The 17,717-nt window shown below is 58.9% G+C and carries 15 protein-coding genes and 3 pseudogenes; 9 read left to right on the top strand and 9 right to left on the bottom strand.

Features of this window, described 5'->3' with window-relative positions; genetic code table 11:
• Positions 1–309 precede the first annotated feature (309 nt).
• From GIB19_RS03565 to GIB19_RS03555, 3 genes are all read left to right on the top strand, one after another.
• Positions 310–2,226, top strand: a complete 1,917-nt coding sequence (locus GIB19_RS03565) for a TonB-dependent receptor domain-containing protein (protein WP_274883595.1) — start codon at positions 310–312, stop codon at positions 2,224–2,226.
• Positions 2,227–2,281: 55 nt separating this feature from the next.
• Positions 2,282–2,713 carry a copper uptake system-associated protein gene (locus tag GIB19_RS03560; RefSeq protein WP_274883593.1) on the top strand — a complete coding sequence of 144 codons (432 nt, stop codon included), beginning with the start codon at positions 2,282–2,284 and terminating at the stop codon, positions 2,711–2,713.
• 74 nt (positions 2,714–2,787) lie between these two features.
• Positions 2,788–4,197: a di-heme oxidoreductase family protein gene (locus GIB19_RS03555; RefSeq protein WP_264312512.1), complete on the top strand. Its 1,410-nt coding sequence runs from the start codon at positions 2,788–2,790 to the stop codon at positions 4,195–4,197.
• Here GIB19_RS03555 and cydB (GIB19_RS03550) read toward each other — a convergent pair.
• Entirely contained in the window at positions 4,126–5,283 is a 1,158-nt protein-coding gene (gene cydB / locus GIB19_RS03550; protein ID WP_274883590.1) for a cytochrome d ubiquinol oxidase subunit II, read from the bottom strand. The two genes, GIB19_RS03555 and cydB (GIB19_RS03550), sit on opposite strands and share 72 nt — an antisense overlap.
• Before the next feature lie 335 nt (positions 5,284–5,618).
• Between cydB (GIB19_RS03550) and GIB19_RS03545 the strand changes: the two genes are divergently transcribed.
• Positions 5,619–6,107, top strand: coding sequence for a copper chaperone PCu(A)C (locus tag GIB19_RS03545; protein WP_264312510.1), 489 nt, complete (start codon positions 5,619–5,621; stop codon positions 6,105–6,107).
• Between the two features lie 80 nt (positions 6,108–6,187).
• Here GIB19_RS03545 and GIB19_RS03540 read toward each other — a convergent pair.
• The 4 genes and pseudogenes from GIB19_RS03540 to GIB19_RS03525 all read right to left on the bottom strand — a co-directional run.
• Positions 6,188–6,433 (bottom strand): annotated as a pseudogene (locus GIB19_RS03540) (LysR family transcriptional regulator); the annotation flags it as partial.
• A gap of 75 nt (positions 6,434–6,508) precedes the next feature.
• Entirely contained in the window at positions 6,509–7,084 is a 576-nt protein-coding gene (locus GIB19_RS03535) for a putative natural product biosynthesis protein (protein WP_274883587.1), read from the bottom strand.
• 78 nt (positions 7,085–7,162) lie between these two features.
• A complete protein-coding gene (locus GIB19_RS03530; protein WP_274883585.1) occupies positions 7,163–7,552 on the bottom strand; it encodes a DUF2946 family protein in 390 nt (129 codons plus the stop codon).
• 176 nt (positions 7,553–7,728) lie between these two features.
• The gene (locus GIB19_RS03525) at positions 7,729–8,106 is read right to left on the bottom strand and encodes a DUF2946 family protein (protein ID WP_274883583.1); all 378 of its coding nucleotides are present in this window, start codon (positions 8,104–8,106) and stop codon (positions 7,729–7,731) included.
• Positions 8,107–8,399: 293 nt separating this feature from the next.
• On the opposite strand from GIB19_RS03525, the gene GIB19_RS03520 reads away from it, so the two are divergent.
• The 5 genes from GIB19_RS03520 (at position 8,400) to GIB19_RS03500 (ending at position 13,616) form a co-directional block, all read left to right on the top strand.
• Positions 8,400–9,815, top strand: a complete 1,416-nt coding sequence (locus GIB19_RS03520; protein ID WP_274883581.1) for a cytochrome ubiquinol oxidase subunit I — start codon at positions 8,400–8,402, stop codon at positions 9,813–9,815.
• Position 9,816: 1 nt separating this feature from the next.
• A complete protein-coding gene (cydB, locus tag GIB19_RS03515; RefSeq protein ID WP_274883580.1) occupies positions 9,817–10,824 on the top strand; it encodes a cytochrome d ubiquinol oxidase subunit II in 1,008 nt (335 codons plus the stop codon).
• A 12-nt stretch (positions 10,825–10,836) separates the two neighbouring features.
• Positions 10,837–10,977 carry a DUF2474 domain-containing protein gene (locus GIB19_RS03510; RefSeq protein WP_274883841.1) on the top strand — a complete coding sequence of 47 codons (141 nt, stop codon included), beginning with the start codon at positions 10,837–10,839 and terminating at the stop codon, positions 10,975–10,977.
• Between the two features lie 101 nt (positions 10,978–11,078).
• Entirely contained in the window at positions 11,079–11,486 is a 408-nt protein-coding gene (locus tag GIB19_RS03505; RefSeq protein WP_274883579.1) for a DUF2946 family protein, read from the top strand.
• A 78-nt stretch (positions 11,487–11,564) separates the two neighbouring features.
• Positions 11,565–13,616 (top strand): TonB-dependent receptor, encoded by a 2,052-nt coding sequence (locus tag GIB19_RS03500; RefSeq protein WP_274883577.1) that lies wholly within the window; start codon positions 11,565–11,567, stop codon positions 13,614–13,616.
• Between the two features lie 258 nt (positions 13,617–13,874).
• Here GIB19_RS03500 and GIB19_RS03495 read toward each other — a convergent pair.
• The 4 genes and pseudogenes from GIB19_RS03495 to GIB19_RS03480 all read right to left on the bottom strand — a co-directional run.
• Positions 13,875–14,761, bottom strand: a pseudogene (locus GIB19_RS03495) (IS5 family transposase); the annotation flags it as partial.
• A 212-nt stretch (positions 14,762–14,973) separates the two neighbouring features.
• Positions 14,974–15,949, bottom strand: a pseudogene (locus tag GIB19_RS03490) (IS5 family transposase).
• A 181-nt stretch (positions 15,950–16,130) separates the two neighbouring features.
• Positions 16,131–16,679, bottom strand: a complete 549-nt coding sequence (locus tag GIB19_RS03485) for a cysteine hydrolase family protein (RefSeq protein ID WP_125859195.1) — start codon at positions 16,677–16,679, stop codon at positions 16,131–16,133.
• 102 nt (positions 16,680–16,781) lie between these two features.
• Positions 16,782–17,672, bottom strand: coding sequence for an MBL fold metallo-hydrolase (locus GIB19_RS03480; RefSeq protein WP_125859196.1), 891 nt, complete (start codon positions 17,670–17,672; stop codon positions 16,782–16,784).
• Between the last annotated feature and the right edge of the window lie 45 nt (positions 17,673–17,717).

Genomic DNA, 17,717 nt, shown 5'->3' with positions numbered 1-17,717 from the left:
CCCTTGGCTTGGCGACACCTTGGCAAGCGGCAGCACGATCGACTGTCCACTGTGTAGCCCCACCGGCCTTGCGTTCACATCTCGGCTTCCAGTCCCTCCCGTCGCCCACCTAGACAACGCGTTACCCCTCACCTTGCCCGTGGCCTGGCCGCGCCAGCTTTGGCTTGCAGCCAACCCACGCGCCTCACCTACAGAAGCCTGACCAAGGCTCATACCCAATCGTGCACCGAGCTTGATGACCATGGCGAATAGTCATGCGCACAAGACAGGCCCGTCACGGCTGTATTTCGCAACAGGAATATCCAGAGCATGAATAACAAAACACTTTGCTGCGCTGCCGCACTCGCCTTTTCCAGTGGAGCCACGCTGGCTCAGACCAACACGATGGAGTTGGCCGAAACCTCGGTGGTCGGCACCTCGGTCATCGATCAGAACAACGTCGACAGCTTCGGCAGCCTGACCACTGTGGTCGGCCAGGAGCAAGTCCGCGACCTCAATGCCTTGGACCTGTCCTCGGCCCTGCGTCGCACACCTGGTGTGGTCGTATCGCGCTTCAACCCGGTCGGCTCGTTCGGCGGTGCCGAGGGTGGAGCCGTGTACATCCGTGGCATGGGCGCCAGCCGCCCGGGCAGCGAGATCAAAACCTACATCGACGGCGTGCCGTTCTACATGAGTGTCTGGGGCCACCCACTGCTGGACCTGCTGCCGATCAACGCGATGCAGAGCATCAGCGTTTACAAAGGCCCTCAGCCGCAGAAGTTCGGCAACACCTTCGCGGCCATCGACCTGACGCCCAAGGTCGCCGAACAGGGCGACAACCACCATGGGGAGCTGCAACTCACCGGCGGCAGCTTCCGCACGGCCACCGAACAAGCCAGCCTGATTGGCCGGGAAGGCGATTTCGATTACCTGCTGGCCCAAGGTGCAGCCCACTCCGACGGTGACCGCAGTGACGGTGATGGCCGGCTGAACAATGGCATGGCGCGCTTGGGTTATCGGCTGAATGAGAACTGGAGCAGCGGGTTGCTGCTGCTGCATGCCAACAACCAGGTCTCCGACCCCGGCCAGAAGGGCCTGCCGGAAACCAAGAATGGTGAGTTCAATACCCGCGGCACGCTCGCTTCACTGTCCTTGGTCCACAATCACGAATGGGGCGATGGCAGCCTCAAGGTCTACCACAACGAAGGTCGTGGCTCAGCCCTTGACCAAACCGGCCTGGACGGCGACACCATCAGTGATTTCACCCTGCAGGGCATTCGCTGGGAAGAGCAATTGCGCCCGTGGCAAGGCGGCGAAGTGGCCTTGGGCCTGGACATCGACGAGAGCAAGGGCGAGGTCCACTTCAAACGCATCGCCCCGGCGCCACAAGCGAAGTTCGACGCGCCCACTCTACGCGTGACGTCGCCGCACGTCGCAGTCAGCCATTCCTTTGCCCTAAACGATACCTGGACCCTGACCCCGTCGGCGGGCGTACGCACGTATGAGCACAACGTGTTCGACAACGCCACCGCCCCGCACGCAGGCCTGCTGCTGTCATCGAATAATGTCGAATTCCGCGCCAACGCCTCGCGCGGCATCAACTACCCCGGCCTGGAAGCCTCGGTGATGTCGAGCCTGATCCCGGCGCTGGGTGAAACCTGGAAGGACCTGAAGCCCGAGAAAGTCGACCACCAAGAACTGGGCGTGCGCTTCAACCCCATCGACAGCGCCACCCTGGACCTGGCGGTGTTCAAGGACAAGCTGCAGGACCGCTACCTGTTCGCCTTCCCGCCATCGGTGTCACGCCCGTCGTATATCAACCTGGGTGACTACAACATCAAGGGCGCCGAAGCCACCTGGCAGCAACGCTGGACCAGCAACTGGAGCAGCTTCGTCGGTTTCACCTGGCTCGATCCATCGCTCAAGACCCTGCCCTACGCGCCGCAGAAATCGCTGTCGCTGGGCACCACCTACGAGACCGGGCCTTGGCGCCTGTCGGCTGATGCGCAGTACCAGAAGGACATGTACGTGCTGGCCGAGGAACGCACCGGCGGCGCCAGCAACTTCTCCAAAGTCGATAGCTTCACCGTGGTCAACATGCGCGTGGGCTATGCCGTGCCGGCGCTGGGCAAGGTCGGCGAAGTGTTCGTCGCCGTGGAGAACCTGTTTGACCGTGATTACGCCTACCGCACCAACTACCCGATGCCCGGCACTTCGGCGCAATTGGGTGTGAAGATGGGCTTCTGAGGCCCGCCACCGGACGCTGCCGACAGCCGTCGGCAGCCTTACAAGGAACAAGCATATGAAAGCACCGATCCTTGCCCTTCTGCTGGCCTGCAGTCCGCTGCTGGCTGCGGCCGATACCGCCAGCGAGCAGCAGAGCATCCAGCAACTGATGCGACACAACTTCGAACGCCCAGATTCGCCGCTGGACGTGGGCCCGGTTACCGTGCAGGACGACTATGCGGTAGCCGGTTGGTTACAGGACCAGCGCGGCGGTCGTGCCCTGTTGCGCAAAGGGCCTCACGGCTGGCGCGTGGTGTTGTGCGCAGGCGACTCACTGCTCGACCCGGCGACCCTGCGCAGCGCCGGGCTCAATGAACAGGACTCGGCCCAGCTGAGCCAGGCAGTACGCCAGGCCGAGAGTGAACAGCCAATCGAGCGGGTCAAGCAGTTCGCGCTGTTCCAGGGCGTGGTCAAGGTCGACAAGGACGCCGCTCACGGCAACCACTGATCCTCATCTCCCAGGGCCGGCGGGCTCTGTCTGCTGGCCCCGCCCCTTACACCTGAAGATTTACGAGCTACCCCATGCGCACCTTTCCCCTTTTCGCGGCAGCACTGGCCAGCCTGCTGGCTGGCTGCGGCGATCCACATGACAGGCCTGAGCCTGGCGAACACTTGCCCGGTGGCGCCACCACGGTACAACGTGCAGACAAGGATGCCTTCTCGATGCCTGCCGCGAACCTCTCGCCCACCAGGCGGATGGACTTCTTCGTCGGCAACGCCTTCTTTCGCGGTAGCTGGCATACGGCTCGCGATGATCAACGAAAAGGCGGCCGAGTAGGCCTGGGGCCTTTGTTCAACACCGATGCCTGCCAGAGTTGCCATATAAAGGATGGCCGTGGTTTCCCGCCTGGGGAGGCCAGCAGCACACCTGCGCTGTCCTCGCTGGTACGCCTATCGATCCCACCGAGCGCCGAGCAAGCCGCATTGATTGAGCGCCTTGGCGTTGTCCCCGAGCCCACCTACGGGGCGCAACTACAAGATGAAGCCATAGACGGACACGCGCCGGAAGGCCGAGTCCAATTGCACTATGAACCCTACGCCATCAAGCTTGCCGACGGCCAAACGGTCACACTGCGCAAGCCTTCTTTCACCATCGTCCAACTGGGTTATGGTCCGATGCATCCTCAGACGCAAATGTCATTGCGCGTAGCACCGCCAATGATCGGGCTTGGATTGCTGGAGGCTATCAACGACAGCGACCTAGAGCAGAACGCTGCGCTTCAGTCTGAGGCCAGAGGCCCGGTGCGTGGCCAACTCAACAAAGTCTGGGACGACTTGCACCAGCAAACACGCATTGGTCGCTTTGGCTGGAAAGCCGGCCAGCCTACGTTGGACCAGCAGAATGCCCACGCCTTTGCTGGAGACATGGGGCTGACCAGCAGCCTGCTGCCCACCGACGACTGTACCGAGCGTCAATCCGCATGCCGCGAGGCGCCCCAAGGGGGATCCCCGGAAGTCAGTGACAAGATTCGCGACCAAGTGCTGTTCTACACCCGGACCCTAGGCGTACCTGCGCGCAGAGATGCCGAGTCACCCCAAGTGCTCAAGGGCAAGAGCGTGTTCCATACCGCAGGGTGCGCGGCCTGCCATCGTCCATCCTACGTGACCGGGGAACACGCACTCCCGGAGCTTTCCGGGCAACAGATCTTCCCCTACACCGACCTGTTGCTGCATGACATGGGTGAAGGGCTGGCGGATCACCGTGGTGAGTTCCTTGCTAATGGCCGGCAGTGGCGAACGCCGCCGCTATGGGGTTTAGGGCTGACCGCCACAGTCAGTGGCCATACACAACTGATGCACGATGGCCGGGCCCGTGGTGTGCTGGAGGCGATCCTGTGGCATGACGGCGAAGCACGTAAGTCACGCGATGCGGTGATCGCCATGGATCGCGGGCGACGCGAGGCGTTGCTGGCGTTCCTGAATTCGCTGTGAAATTTTGCATTTGGGCGATGACTGTATCGGACGGTTCCGGTCCCTGAGGCCGGCGCCTACCGTATAGGCCAGTAGCATCGGCATCAGTACGCTGGCCAAAATCAACATTAGCCCCAACGTCTTTTCGCCGCTTGCGGCATTCCAAACGGTCAAACTGGCCGAGAGCTGCACACTGGACGGAATGATGAAGGGAAACAATGCCACGCCGATGCTGCACAACATCATGACGATGGTCAGCCCACTGCCGACCACGGCCATACCTGCTCGACCTCGCACAATACTGTAAAGGCTCAGGACCGTGCCGCTGAGGGCCAGCAAGGGTGCCAGGCAAGCCAAGGGCCAGGCGCTGAAGTTGCCCTGCCAGCCTGCATTGCCCGGCAGTACAACGCTCTGGCCAGGGCTGCACAGCGTATGGGAGTGGACTGATGCTGCAAGCCTGTAGCCGCGTATATCCGCCGCTAGCCACAGCGCAGCTGCAGTGAAACAGACCAGGAACACGACACCCGCACGCCATGCAATTCGGCGAGACACTTTGCGCAAGGCGTTACTACCGCGCAGCATCACCCAGGTGGCGCCTAGCTGGCAGAACATGCTTAGGCTGATGACTCCGAGGAGCAGTGCGAAAGGCCTGAACAGACCAGAGAACGTACCGTGAAACTGACTGGCTGCCAGCGCGCAGCGACTGAATGGCAATCCGAGGAAAAGGTTGCCCAACACGACGCCGATCAGCGCGGCGGGTATTAAACCGATTACCAGAGCACTCCAAGCCCCGAACGGTCGCAAAGACGACCCGTTGGATTGGCGCAACAATAAGAGCACACCCATGAGGCCACCCCCTACGCAAGGTAGTAAGCCCAGCGATGGCCAAAGCACCACAATCGCGGAACACAGGGCTAGCAGCCAGAACAAAGTAATGTGCTGAGGCCAGTTGAACGGTCGAGTCTGTTGCGAAATAGCAGCACTCTGCGCTGCCATGAATGGCGCCAGGACACGCGCCCCCAGATCCAGACCTTCAAGCAAAGCAAAGCCAATCAGCAGACCACCGATCAATAGCCACCAGAAAAATTTCAGCAGTTCGTAGTCCATGGCTGGACTCCCCAGCGTAAAAAAAAGCGGCCCGCCAATGGACGGGCCGCTGTCGTGTACCTGTACTGCACCGGGGATGGGAAAACGGCATATCAGGCACTTGGAGATGCTAGGCGTTGACGGCGACGCCCCCAACTGCGACGCGCCGCCGCACCCTGGATAAAACCCCAATGATTTTCGTATCGGTCCGTTGGCACAGCATTGAATGCGGCAGAATGTCGCATGACAGGTCTTTGAAATGACCGACATCACATAGGATTAACAGCAACTATACTTTTCTCCTTGGCAACATTAATGACGGGATTCCGTCATAGATAACCGCTAAGGAGTATTCGATGAAATCGATCCCGAGTTTCGGTCTCGGCAAGGGCAAACATCTGATAATCGGCCTACTGCTGGCTGGTTTTGGCACTGCCGCGCTGGCCGATGTCAACGTCACGGTTGAAGACGCCTGGGTCAGGGCGTCGGTACCGGGTCAAGCTGCCACTGGTGCCTTCATGCGTCTTACTGCAAGCGAGGACTCAAAACTTACGGCAGCGAGTTCGCCAGTGGCAGGTACCGTAGAAATACATGAGATGCATATGAAGGGCGATGTGATGAGCATGGCTCGCGTTGCAAGTATCGACCTCCCAGCAGGCAAGTCGGTGTCGCTCGATACTCACGGCTACCACATCATGCTGATCAACCCGAAAGCGCCGATCGAAGCCGGCGCGACAGTATCGCTGACCCTGACGGTGGTTGACGGTGGTGGCAAGCAGACCTCGGTCAAGGTCGATGCGAAGGTACGTCCTCTGGCCAGCGGCGAAGAGGACATGCCGCACTAACAGTGCACTTTATGGCCAAAATGCACCAGGGGCTGGCGAGCCTGACCCAACATGGGCATCTCCAGCCGCTGCTGCAGCACTTCGGTCTCTGCAGTTTCCACCAATTCGAGGATCAGCAGGCAACGTTTGTGATATCGCATGCCTGCCTCCGTCAAGGCAATTCGGCGTGTGGTGCGATTCAGCAGCCGGGTTGTCAGGTGCGCCTCAAGGCTGGAGAGTATTCGGGAAACGCTGGCAATGCTGGTATCCAGGCGCTCAGCCGCACTGGTCAGGCTTCCTGCCTGGACAACGCAACTGAACACACGCATGGCTTGGAGTACATCCATAGTCGCTATCTCGGTTGAATTAGAGTTCACAGGTAGAGCGGGGCTGCTCAAGGCTGCCCCGAGCGTAATCAACGCTTAGCCGGGCACTGGTAGCCAGCGCCGAAACCGACTCCCTCCCTTGGCGCTAAGCGGACTCCAAGAGAACTCCCAAGGTGGTCGTGGCAGGTCCTCAACCTCGTCCCACGTCGACATCAGCGGCCGTGCGCCAGACTTCCACTCCACTATTCGCTCGCCCATCGGCTGCCACGCCAAGACTAGTCCACGAGCCTGCGACACGTCGGTGGTTACCCACAGCGCTGCGGCGGCCACCATAAGCGCTTCGATATGTTCCTCACTCACTCGGGACTTGTATGGCGAGCTCAGCAACCAACGGCAGACACTGATGTAATACGTCCAATCCAGCGTCGGATGGTGCCGATAGGCCCAGGTCATGAAGCGCCGGAACAACTCCAAGCCTTCTGGTGGATCAAGCTTGAGCAGGCTCGGGCAGACATCGAACAAGGTGTGCCAATAAGGTAACAGGCGCGCATCAAGGGTGACGAAGCTGCGGGCATTGCAGGGATAGTCGGGAAACGGCAGAAGAAAATCGCCATTACGCGAAGCGCGAACAGCGGGCTCCAGCAGAGCGGAAGATGTCATGACACGAGTCATCGTGTACTCCTGGATACAGATAGCCTTTGACATGCCGGTGTCCCCGTTCAGGGGGCACGGCATGGGTTCCTTGTCAGGTCAGGCGATCAGAATCGGGGAGGCACGTGGGTTTATCGACGGCCAGCAGTGCCGAGGCGAGCATGCCAGAGCGACCCGCACCAGCGCGGTCGGCAATGCCTGGACAGGTGCCGTGGGCAAGACCAATGCGGCAGGCAACGGCGCCGGGCCTCCCTGCGCGCAGCAGCAGTGTCCAGGATCGGATGCCTTCGGGCTGAGGTTCCCATCCTTGTCTGCAAGCGCTGGCTGCACACCACCCGACGAGCAGTAGCTGCCCGCCAGCAGTTGGGCCAGGCTCAAGTCGCCCAAGGTGCTGGCCATAGGCAACGCCAGCACTTTGAGCAACATAGCCAGCAGTGCCGCGACCCAGAGGTTATCCCAGGTACGCGGGCGCAGGCCGCAGCGGTTCATATTCACGCCTCGGCAGATTGCGAGGGCGTGGAGATCCAATCAGGCATGATGGTTTCTCTCAAACGACGGTGATGTCAGCCGCCAGGTCCGTGAGGGATATGCCGCAGGCATACGCCACGGACCCGCCAACCGGAAAGCGGGCAGAGGCCCGCCCCAGCGCCAGGGCGCAGGCAGTGTCAGAGAGGGGAAGCGCGGGGGTTGGACGAAGGCCAGCAATAGCGGGGAGGCGCTTGGCTGCGGACCTCGCGAATGATCGGACGACTATGGGCACTGGCCAGTAGCCAAGCGACACCGATCAGGAATACCAGTGAGAGAAAAGCCGCCGAGCCCATCGGGCAACTGAACGGAATGCTCAAATCCCCCGTCAGGGCGCTGTCCTGCTTGGCCTTCAGTGAGGCGATGTCGCCACCGAGGCTGCAGAAGGCACCACCGAACCCATTCAGCGCCAGCCCCACTGCCTGCCCGTGGACAAGGCCACAGCCAAGCACATTGAACAGGACACAGAAGTAGAGTGCCAAGGCAATGAGGGGTCGGTTTGAAGGCGGACGGTTCATGGGCAGCGACTCTAGCATCTAACACTGCCAGCTTGAAGCTCGACCTTTGACTTGCACCCAGTGCGACAGAGCGCCACACCACAAGCCAATAGCACCGTAAAAGACCCACAGGCCAGTCGCCGGGACAGATTGTCGCAGTTGGCCTCATGGGGCCCAGTCAATACAGTGGCGCCGCCATGGCGATGGCACAACTGAACCTTCCTTACACCCCCGCGCAGAACCGATCAGGACCCGGCCCCTGCATCCAGAAACTGGCGCTCTTGCGCACTGCCCCCGTGAGGCTTCTCATCATCATGAACGTGCTCGATGCGCTAGACCTGGCTCGAATCCAGTTCGCCTTCACTGTTTCCTTCCACATTCTGTTCCCCGCCATCACCATCGGCCTTGCCAGTTACCTGGCAGTGCTCGAAGGGCTGTGGCTGCGTTCGAACCAGCAGGTCTACCGTGACCTCTACCACTTCTGGTCGAAGATCTTCGCCGTCAACTTCGGCATGGGCGTGGTGTCCGGCCTGGTCATGGCCTACCAATTCGGCACCAACTGGAGCCGCTTCTCCGATTTCGCCGGCGCCATTACCGGCCCGCTGCTGACCTATGAAGTGCTCACCGCGTTCTTCCTGGAGGCAGGCTTCCTTGGCGTCATGCTGTTTGGCTGGAACCGTGTCGGCCGCGGCCTGCACTTCTTCTCCACGGTGATGGTGGCGATCGGTACGCTGGTCTCAACCTTCTGGATTCTGGCCTCCAACAGCTGGATGCAAACGCCCCAGGGCTATGAAATTGTCGATGGCCGGGTGATTCCGGTGGACTGGCTGGCAGTCATCTTCAACCCCTCGTTCCCCTACCGACTGATGCACATGTCCACGGCCGCGTTCGTTGCCACGGCATTCTTCGTCGGCGCCTCGGCGGCCTGGCACCTGCTGCGCGGGCGTGATAACCCGGCCATCCGCAAGATGCTGTCGATGGCCATGTGGATGGCCCTGATCGTGGCGCCGGTTCAGGCGGTCATCGGCGACTTCCATGGGCTTAATACTCTCAAGCATCAACCGGTGAAGATCGCGGCGATTGAAGGCCACTGGGAGAACAAACCGGGTGAACCGACACCTTTGATCCTGTTCGGCATTCCCGACATGAAGGCCGAAACCACCCGCTTCAAAGTCGAGATCCCGGCGCTCGGGAGCCTGATCCTCACTCACAGCCTGGACAAACAAGTCCCGGCGATGAAGGAATTTCCGCCTGAAGACAGGCCGAACTCGACCATCGTCTTCTGGTCGTTCCGGATCATGGTCGGCCTGGGCTTCCTGATGATCTTCGTCGGCCTGTGGAGCCTGTGGCTGCGCAAGCGTGGCACGCTCTATACCTCGCGCCCGTTCCTGTACCTGACACTGTGGATGGGGCCGTCGGGACTGATCGCCATTCTCGCCGGCTGGTTCACTACCGAAATCGGCCGCCAACCGTGGGTGGTGTACGGCTTGCAGCGCACTGCCGATGGTGTGTCGAACCATGACGCCACCCAGCTCACCATTACCTTGGTCGCGTTCGTGGTGGTCTATTTCGCCCTGTTCGGCACCGGCCTTGGCTACATGATGCGCCTGGTGCGAAAAGGGCCGAAACCTGGCGAGGGCGACCAACACACCCCAGGCGGCCCAGGCCAGCAACATACCCCGGCGCGGCCGCTATCCGCCGCCGACGATTATCAGCCAGAGGTGAACTGACATGGGTATCGACCTTCCACTGATCTGGGCGGTGATCATCATCTTCGGCGTGATGATGTATGTGGTGATGGATGGCTTCGACCTGGGGATCGGCATGCTCTTCCCCTTCGTCAAAGACGCACGTGACCGGGATGTGATGATGAACACCGTCGCCCCGGTATGGGACGGCAACGAAACCTGGCTGATCCTCGGCGGCGCAGCGCTGTTCGGCGCCTTTCCGCTAGCCTACGCGGTGGTGCTGGAGGCGCTTTACCTGCCGCTGATCCTGATGCTGATCGGCCTGATCTTCCGGGGCGTGGCGTTTGAATTCCGCTTCAAGGCCAAACCTGCCAAGCGCCACCTCTGGGACAAAGCCTTCATCTGGGGCTCGCTGGTCGCGACCTTTTCCCAGGGTGTTGCCCTAGGCACCTTCATCGAAGGCATCAAGGTGGTCGAGCGCAAGTATGCCGGAGGTGCGCTCGACTGGCTCACTCCGTTCAGCCTGTTCTGCGGGCTGGGCCTGGTGATCGCCTACACCCTGCTCGGTTGCACCTGGCTGGTGATGAAGACCGAAGGGCCGCTGCAGCAACGCATGCACGATGTTGCCAGGCCCCTGGCGCTGGTACTGCTGGTGGTGATCGCCGTGGTCAGCCTGTGGACACCGCTGGCCTACCCGCAAATCGCCGACCGCTGGTTCAGCATGCCCAACCTGCTCTGGTTCATGCCGGTGCCAATCCTGGTGTTGGTAACGTGCTACGGGCTGCTACGTGCCGTGGCACGCAACGCGCACTACACGCCGTTCTTGCTGACCCTGGCACTGATCTTCTTGGGCTACAGCGGCCTTGGCATCAGCCTGTGGCCAAACATCATTCCGCCCTCGATCAGCATCTGGGAGGCCGCAGCGCCGCCGCAGAGCCAAGGCTTCATGCTGGTGGGCACACTGTTCATCCTGCCTATCATCCTCGGCTACACGTTCTGGAGCTATTACGTGTTCCGCGGCAAGGTGACCCATGAAGACGGCTATCACTAGGAGCCCAACGTGATGATACCCAGTGTGAAGCAACCGATGTGGCGGCGCCTTGCCTGGCTGGTGCTGATCTGGGCAGGCAGCGTGGCGGTGTTGAGTCTGTTCGCTTGGCTGATCCGACTGTTCATGATGGCCGCCGGTATGCGCAGCCATTGAGCCCTCGCCGTGGTGCACCTGCGACAAAAAGGCGCACCACGGAACTTGTGTAGCCCGCAACGGATGCGGCTTAATGCGCGCCATATTCGTTCGGGTGACTCATGCTTTCACGTGCACGTGCACATCTTTGTCTGTTCGCCTGCTTCGCCGTGCTGTTCAACCTGCTGGCGATGCCGCTCGACCGTGCCTTGCAATCACCCCGCATCGACAGCCAATCTCTGATTCTCGGCAGCTTCTGCAGCCTGCACGGTGCACAGAGCCTGCCCAAGTCACTGCTGGCCCAGCTCAAGGCCGAGCTGCCGCAACTGGACGATCAGCCGGAAATGAAAAACCAGGCGGGCGACTGCTGCTGTGGCCATGCCGGGCATGCCTTGCTGACCAGCGACTACTATCGCCACCTGTTCCCCCGCTTCTGGCCCGATGCACTCCTGCTCGGTGACAGCCACAGGTTGCCACTGCCACGCGAGCAGTGGCCAAAGCTCAACCCGCGCGCCTCTCCCCTAGCCTGACCTGTCGTTGCTTGCCCACGGCTGCCCCGTGACCTGCGGTGCGCAGCCTTGCCCGACTGTCTGACCAGGAAACCTTCCATGCCTGCGTTCCGTAGCACCGCACGCGCTGTCCTGCCCGTGCTCGCTTTGTTCAACCTCTGCCCCCTGTCGCTGGCCGTTGCAGAAACTCTGCCTGCTGAAAACTCCACACTCACCCTTGGCGCGGTCAACGTGACCAGTACCGAAAGCGGCCCGCTGGCCACCAGCAGCGTGCTCAGTTCGGTTGATATTCTGGGCGGTGACATCCTCGAGAAAATGCCAGTCGCCTACAGCTGGGAGCTGTTCCGCCGGGCACCAGGGGTGATGCTCACCGAGTTCAACCAGGGCACGACCTCAGGCAAATTGTCGTTCCGGGGTTTCAACGGTGAAGGTGAAGTCAATGCCGTGAAGCTGTTGATCGATGGCATCCCCAGCAATACCAATGACGGCAACATGCCCTTCATCGATTCGGTGTTCCCCTTGGACATCGACAGCATCGAAGTGGTACGCGGTACGAGCGACCCGCGTTATGGCCTAAACAACATCGCCGGTAACGTCAACATCAATACCCGCGCGGGTGGCAACTACAACAAGGCGCGTCTGCGCTACGGCAGCTTCAACACCCGCGAAGTGCAACTGGCCAAGGGCATCGAGACCAGCAACTGGACACAGAACTACTTCTTCGGCCGGCAGCAGGTCGACGGTTATCGCGAGCATGGCGACACCGAGCGCTACAGCTTTGGCGGCAAGTGGTTCTACACCCCTGACAATGGCAGCTACCGCGTCGGGCTGATCGCGCGTTATTACGAGTCCGAAGCCCAGGAGGCCGGTTACCTGACCGCGGATGACGCCCGCCGCCATCCGCGCATGACCAATGACTACAACGCCACGGACAAAGGTACTCGGCGAATGAACCAGGTCAGCGTGCACTTCGACACCGACCTGGCCGAGACCCTGTCCTGGTCGGCCAAGACCTACCTCAACACCTATGACGACCGTCGCTGGACGCAGTACTGGCGCACCAGTTCACAGCAGGAGCGCGACACCTACGAGGATCAGTACGGCGCCATCACCTCGCTGACCTGGAGGCCAGAGGTGGACTGGTTGCATGCGTTTACCCTAGAGGGCGGCAGCGATATGCAGAAGCAGGAAAACCGTAGCGAGCGCTATCGCACCGTCAGTCGTGTGCGCCAAGCGCAGACCCGCTATCAGGACTTCGATTTCAATACAGTCGGGGCCTACGTGCAGGCCGAAATCGAGCCGATCGAGTCGTTGAAAATCGTCCCGGCGTATCGCGTTGACAAGATCAGCGGTGATTTCACCAACAAGATGACCGGGCAGGGCTACGACATCAACGACTATGGGCTGATCAAGCAGCCCAAGCTCAGCATTGTCTATTCGCCGTGGACGTTCGCCAGCGTGTACGCCAACTGGGGACGCACCTTCCAGGTCGGGACAGGCGCTGCCGCCTACAAAGTGCCGCCGCGCAACGAGGACCTTGCCCCATCGATCAACGAAGGCTGGGAAACCGGCGTCAAGTTCACCCCGTCCAGTTGGGTCGATGGTCGCGTGGCTTACTGGCGTCAGGACGCGACTGGCGAAGTGAGCCGTCGTCTGAACGACCCGAGCGGCGAGTCTGACAACGTCGGCGAAACGCGTCGTTGGGGGTACGACCTGCAGGTAAATCTGCATCCTGACGAGCGTACCGAGGTGTGGATGTCGTACTCCTGGCAGTACTCGAAGATCCTTGAGCCCAGCAGCGCGCTGCCTGGCAGCAAGGGCAAGGAAATCGACCACGTGCCGCACCACCTTTGGAATACCGGTATCAGTTACCAGGCCACCCCGGCGCTGCAACTGACAGCCTGGGCGAACGGGCAAACCAACTACTACCTGGAACGCGAGAACACGCAGGGCACCTATGGCGGCTACGTGCTGATGAACCTTGGTGCGACCTACAAGCTCAGCGAGACGATGAGCGTGGACCTGCAGCTGAAAAACCTGACCAACCGTTACTACGAGTATGTCTGGTTTGACCCAGATGGGGCGGATGCCTCACTGCACTCACCCGGTGATGGCCGTGCAGTCTATGCCGGACTGACCTTCGATTTTTGAGTGGTGGGCGCTTTCGGTTTTCACTGAAGCGAGCTATGGTTGGATCGGTCGAGGCTCTCGGTTGGAGCCTCGTCTGCGGTCAGACCGAATCCACTCAAGGGAATGAGCAATGCAACGACGTGACGTTCTGAAGGCTGTTGTAGGGACAGCTGCCGTGGCCATGACAGCTTCAGTGGTGGCTGCCACTGAAAACCATGAACATCACCATGATCACGGTGCCTCTGGAGTTAAAGAGTTCGCCGGTATCATTGATAGCAGCAGCCCTCGAAAGCGCACTTTCACGTAACCAAATTGCCGTTTGATCACCCGAAACGGATGCTCAACCTTGGCCCGTGCCTGTGCTTTGCAATACTCAATTTCGCGCTTGGCTTTGTAAAGCAGGCTGCGTTTGTTCAGCTTGGTATACGTGCTGCGGCGCGCGGCGACTTGCCAGATTACCTCACGGCTTTCATGCTCTTCGCGTTTCTCGACACCGCTGTATCCGGCGTCTGCATACACCGCGTCTTCCTCGCCATGCAACAGCTCGGCGACCTGTATGACATCGGCCACATTGGCTGCGGTGCCATGGACGTGATGAACCAGGCCGGACTCAGCATCGACGCCGATATGAGCCTTCATCCCGAAAAATACTGATTGCCTTTCTTGGTCTGATGCATCTCGGGATCGCGCTTGCCTTCTTCGTTCTTGGTCGAACTTGGGGCAGAATAATGGTGGCATCAACGATGGTGCCCTGGCGCAACGACAGGCCTTTCTCCTGCAAATAACCGTTGATGACCGCAAGGATCGCAGGTGCGAGTTGATGCTTCTCCAGCAAGTGCCGGAAGTTCATGATCGTGGTGTCTTCGGGGATCCGCGCGCTCAGCGTCAGGCGTGCGAACTGGCGCATAGGCGTGATTTCGTAGAGCGCTTCTTCCATGGCCGGATCGCTCAGGGAGAACCAGTTCTACAACAGATGGATGCGCAGCATGGTTTCCAGCGGGCAGGGTTTTCTACCACCCCCGGCCTTGGGATAAAACGCCGGGCTCGATCAGCCCCAGCAGCCCAGTCCAAGGCACGACCTGATCCATCTCGGCGAGGAAGCGTTCGCGGCGTGTCTGCTTGCGCTCGCCGGCATATTCGAAGTCGGAAAAGTTCATCTGGCTCATGGGTGGCTCGGATCAGGTGGTCAGGCGTATTTCAGCACATTTGGGGACTTGATCGGAGAATCCCTAAGGAAGGTCTGAAATACCCACCGATTTTTTGATGGGCTTACTACTTGAGGCTCAAAAAATCATAAATCGGTCGAAAATCAGACCTCTTTGTCCTTAATTCACAGGGCTTTCCTCTGGTCGCGCTGTTTCAGGGCTATTGGCCCGCATTACAGGCGCACCTCGCCCATACCCATCAACCGTTTTCGCACCATCCACAAGTTTGACAACGCGAACAACGTTGTCTGCTGCGCGATGTTTTTGCCAGACCACGAAAGCGCACTTTCGTATAATCAAACTGCTGCTTGATCACGCGAAACGGGTGCTCAACCTTGGCTCGCACCTGCGCTTTCGCATATTCGATCTTGCGGCGCATGTGCCCAATCAAACTCTTTTTTCCGTGTTTTTTACAGCTGCTTGGGCGAGCCGCAATCGACCAGATCATCTTGCGGTCCTGATGCTCGGGACGTTTGTCCACGCCGGTGTAACCGGCATCGCCACACACATAAGTCTCCTCGCCGTGCAGTAATTGATCGACCTGCGTCACGTCGGCCACATTCGCCGCCGTGCCCACCAAGCTATGCACCAAGCCCGATTCGGCGTCGACGCCGATGTGCGCTTTCATCCCGAAGAAATATTGGTTTTCTTTCTTCGTCTGATGCATCTCAGGGTCGCGTTTACCGTCCTTGTTCTTTATAGAACTCGGCGCGTGAATGATCGTCTCATCGACCACCGTGCCCTGGCGCAACATCAGTCCACGGTCGCCCAGATAACCGTTGATCACACCGGGAATTCCGTTCGCCAGTTCATGTTTTTCCAGCAAGCGACGAAAGTTGAGGATCGTGGTTTCATCGGGAATCCGATCCAGGAGCAAGCCCGAAAACTGGCGCAGAATCGATGTTTCATAGAGCGCCTCTTCCATCGCCGGATCGCTGTAGCCGAACCAATTTTGCATCAGATGAACGCGCAACATCGCCATCAACGGATAGGTCGGACGGCCACCCTCACCCTAGGGATATGCGGCTCGATCAAGGCAATCAAGCCCTTCCAGGGCACCACTTAATCCATTTCGATCAGGAAACGCTCGCGGCGGGTCTGCTTACGTTTGCCTGCGTACTCGGCATCGGCGAAGGACATCTGTTTCATCGGGGCTCAACCGTTCGATTCGTGTGAGACGGGTATTTCACCAGAGATGGAAGTCTTTTCAGAGTTTCCCTAATGGCGCAATTTATTTTGAAATCAAGGCCAAAAGCGACGTCAGCAAAGTCGTCGCTTGTAACAAGGCACGTTACCTTAATCAAAACCACAGGTGCCCGCTCACAACTTTCTACTTGGTCGGAAGATAATCATCAACTGACTTTACAGCAGCATAGCCAAATTCAAACGCCGCCATTATTGCAGCGTGCACGTGAGCCGCAGGTACATTCACCCCTCCGAACGAAACGTCGAGCGTAGCGCATGCATCATGCAACACGGTTACAGGGTAACCCATATCAACCGCAGCACGCACAACTGCATCAATGCACATGTGGCTCATTGCACCTACAATCACAAGACGCTGGATGCCCCTCGCATCCAGTTGTTTTTTTAGTTCAGTTTCCCTGAACGCGTTTATATGATTTTTAACGATTACCGCTTCTTCACCAGTCGGCGAAACCGCAGGCTGCGTCTCCACGCCATGGGAGCCTTTAATAAAAAACCCAGCAGCATTATCGTCAGACTCATGCCGAATATGAAACACAGGAAGACCTGTACTTCGGGCGTGATCAATTACCCGTCTGGCACTCGCCACAGCGGCTTCGATGCCGGACAAAGGCAGCTTGCCAGCTGGCAAGTATTCATTCTGAAGATCAACTACAACAATACCCGTCTTCATTTATTATTTCCAAAGTAGATTTGAAGTAAAAGCAAAGATCCTTGTACCAGCACAGTGGACCATAACTGCCATTGCAAAAACCAACACCACCACTAAATTCTATTAAAAGCTCAGCGACTCCCCGTCTGCTGGGATCTCTACGCGGGAAGCGATCCCTTCCTTCCTGACATAGGCACGCAATGCTTCTCGGGTTAAAGACATATGATTCACGGCGTCCATATGCACTGCAATAATACGGGAATTTTTCGCAGCTCGAGTCGCATGCAGTACATCTTCCTCGCCCATGATTATCGCCCCCTCGTACCCAGTCATTAGTGCCTTGCCGGCGTTGAGCACAATAATGTCAGGGTTATATTTCTCGATGGCGTGATCTACCTCTTTACGCCAAATAGTGTCACCGGCAACGTAAAGGGTTTTATAGCCGGGCGCCTGGAAAACTACACCCATCGCTTGGCCCAACGCCTTTGCGAGCGCTGGCGTAGCATACATTTCGTCGGTGCCGTGCTGGCCACCTGTCTTGCTGATTTTGACCCCGCCAAATTCAACTTCACCCTCAAGCACACGCACATTCTTGAAACCTTGCGAACGAATGAGTTGCGCATCTTCTTCGTGCTGTGTGAACAACGGGATATCTTTAGGCAAGGTTTTTTGAGCAGCATCGTCCCAGTGATCAAGGTGAGTATGAGTGACGATGACCGCATCAACGCCAGAAACAACCTTGTCAGCAGGCTCAGGCAGATCAACCAGCGGATTGCGAAGGTTGCTGCGATAGGTCTGCTCAAACCCTGGGTAAGATCCCTTTTTGGCCAACATGGGATCGATCAGGAACGTAGTGCCCGCGTAGGTGATTTTTACCGTCGCGTTACGAATCTGCTGCATTTCTACCGAATGAGATGCACCAGAGTCTGGGGTAGCGGCTGCCTGAGCAAATGCAGGGGTATTGATCACACCACAAGCAAGACAAAGGGCCAAGGTGAGCGATTTCAATCTCATAAGACAATCCTCTGGGTTCTGGGGTGAACCTATTGTTGCCGGATA

Source organism: Pseudomonas sp. ITEM 17296 (assembly GCF_028895205.1).
Taxonomy (GTDB): Bacteria; Pseudomonadota; Gammaproteobacteria; order Pseudomonadales; family Pseudomonadaceae; genus Aquipseudomonas; species Aquipseudomonas kermanshahensis.
This window is presented reverse-complemented; position numbering and strand designations above follow the sequence as displayed.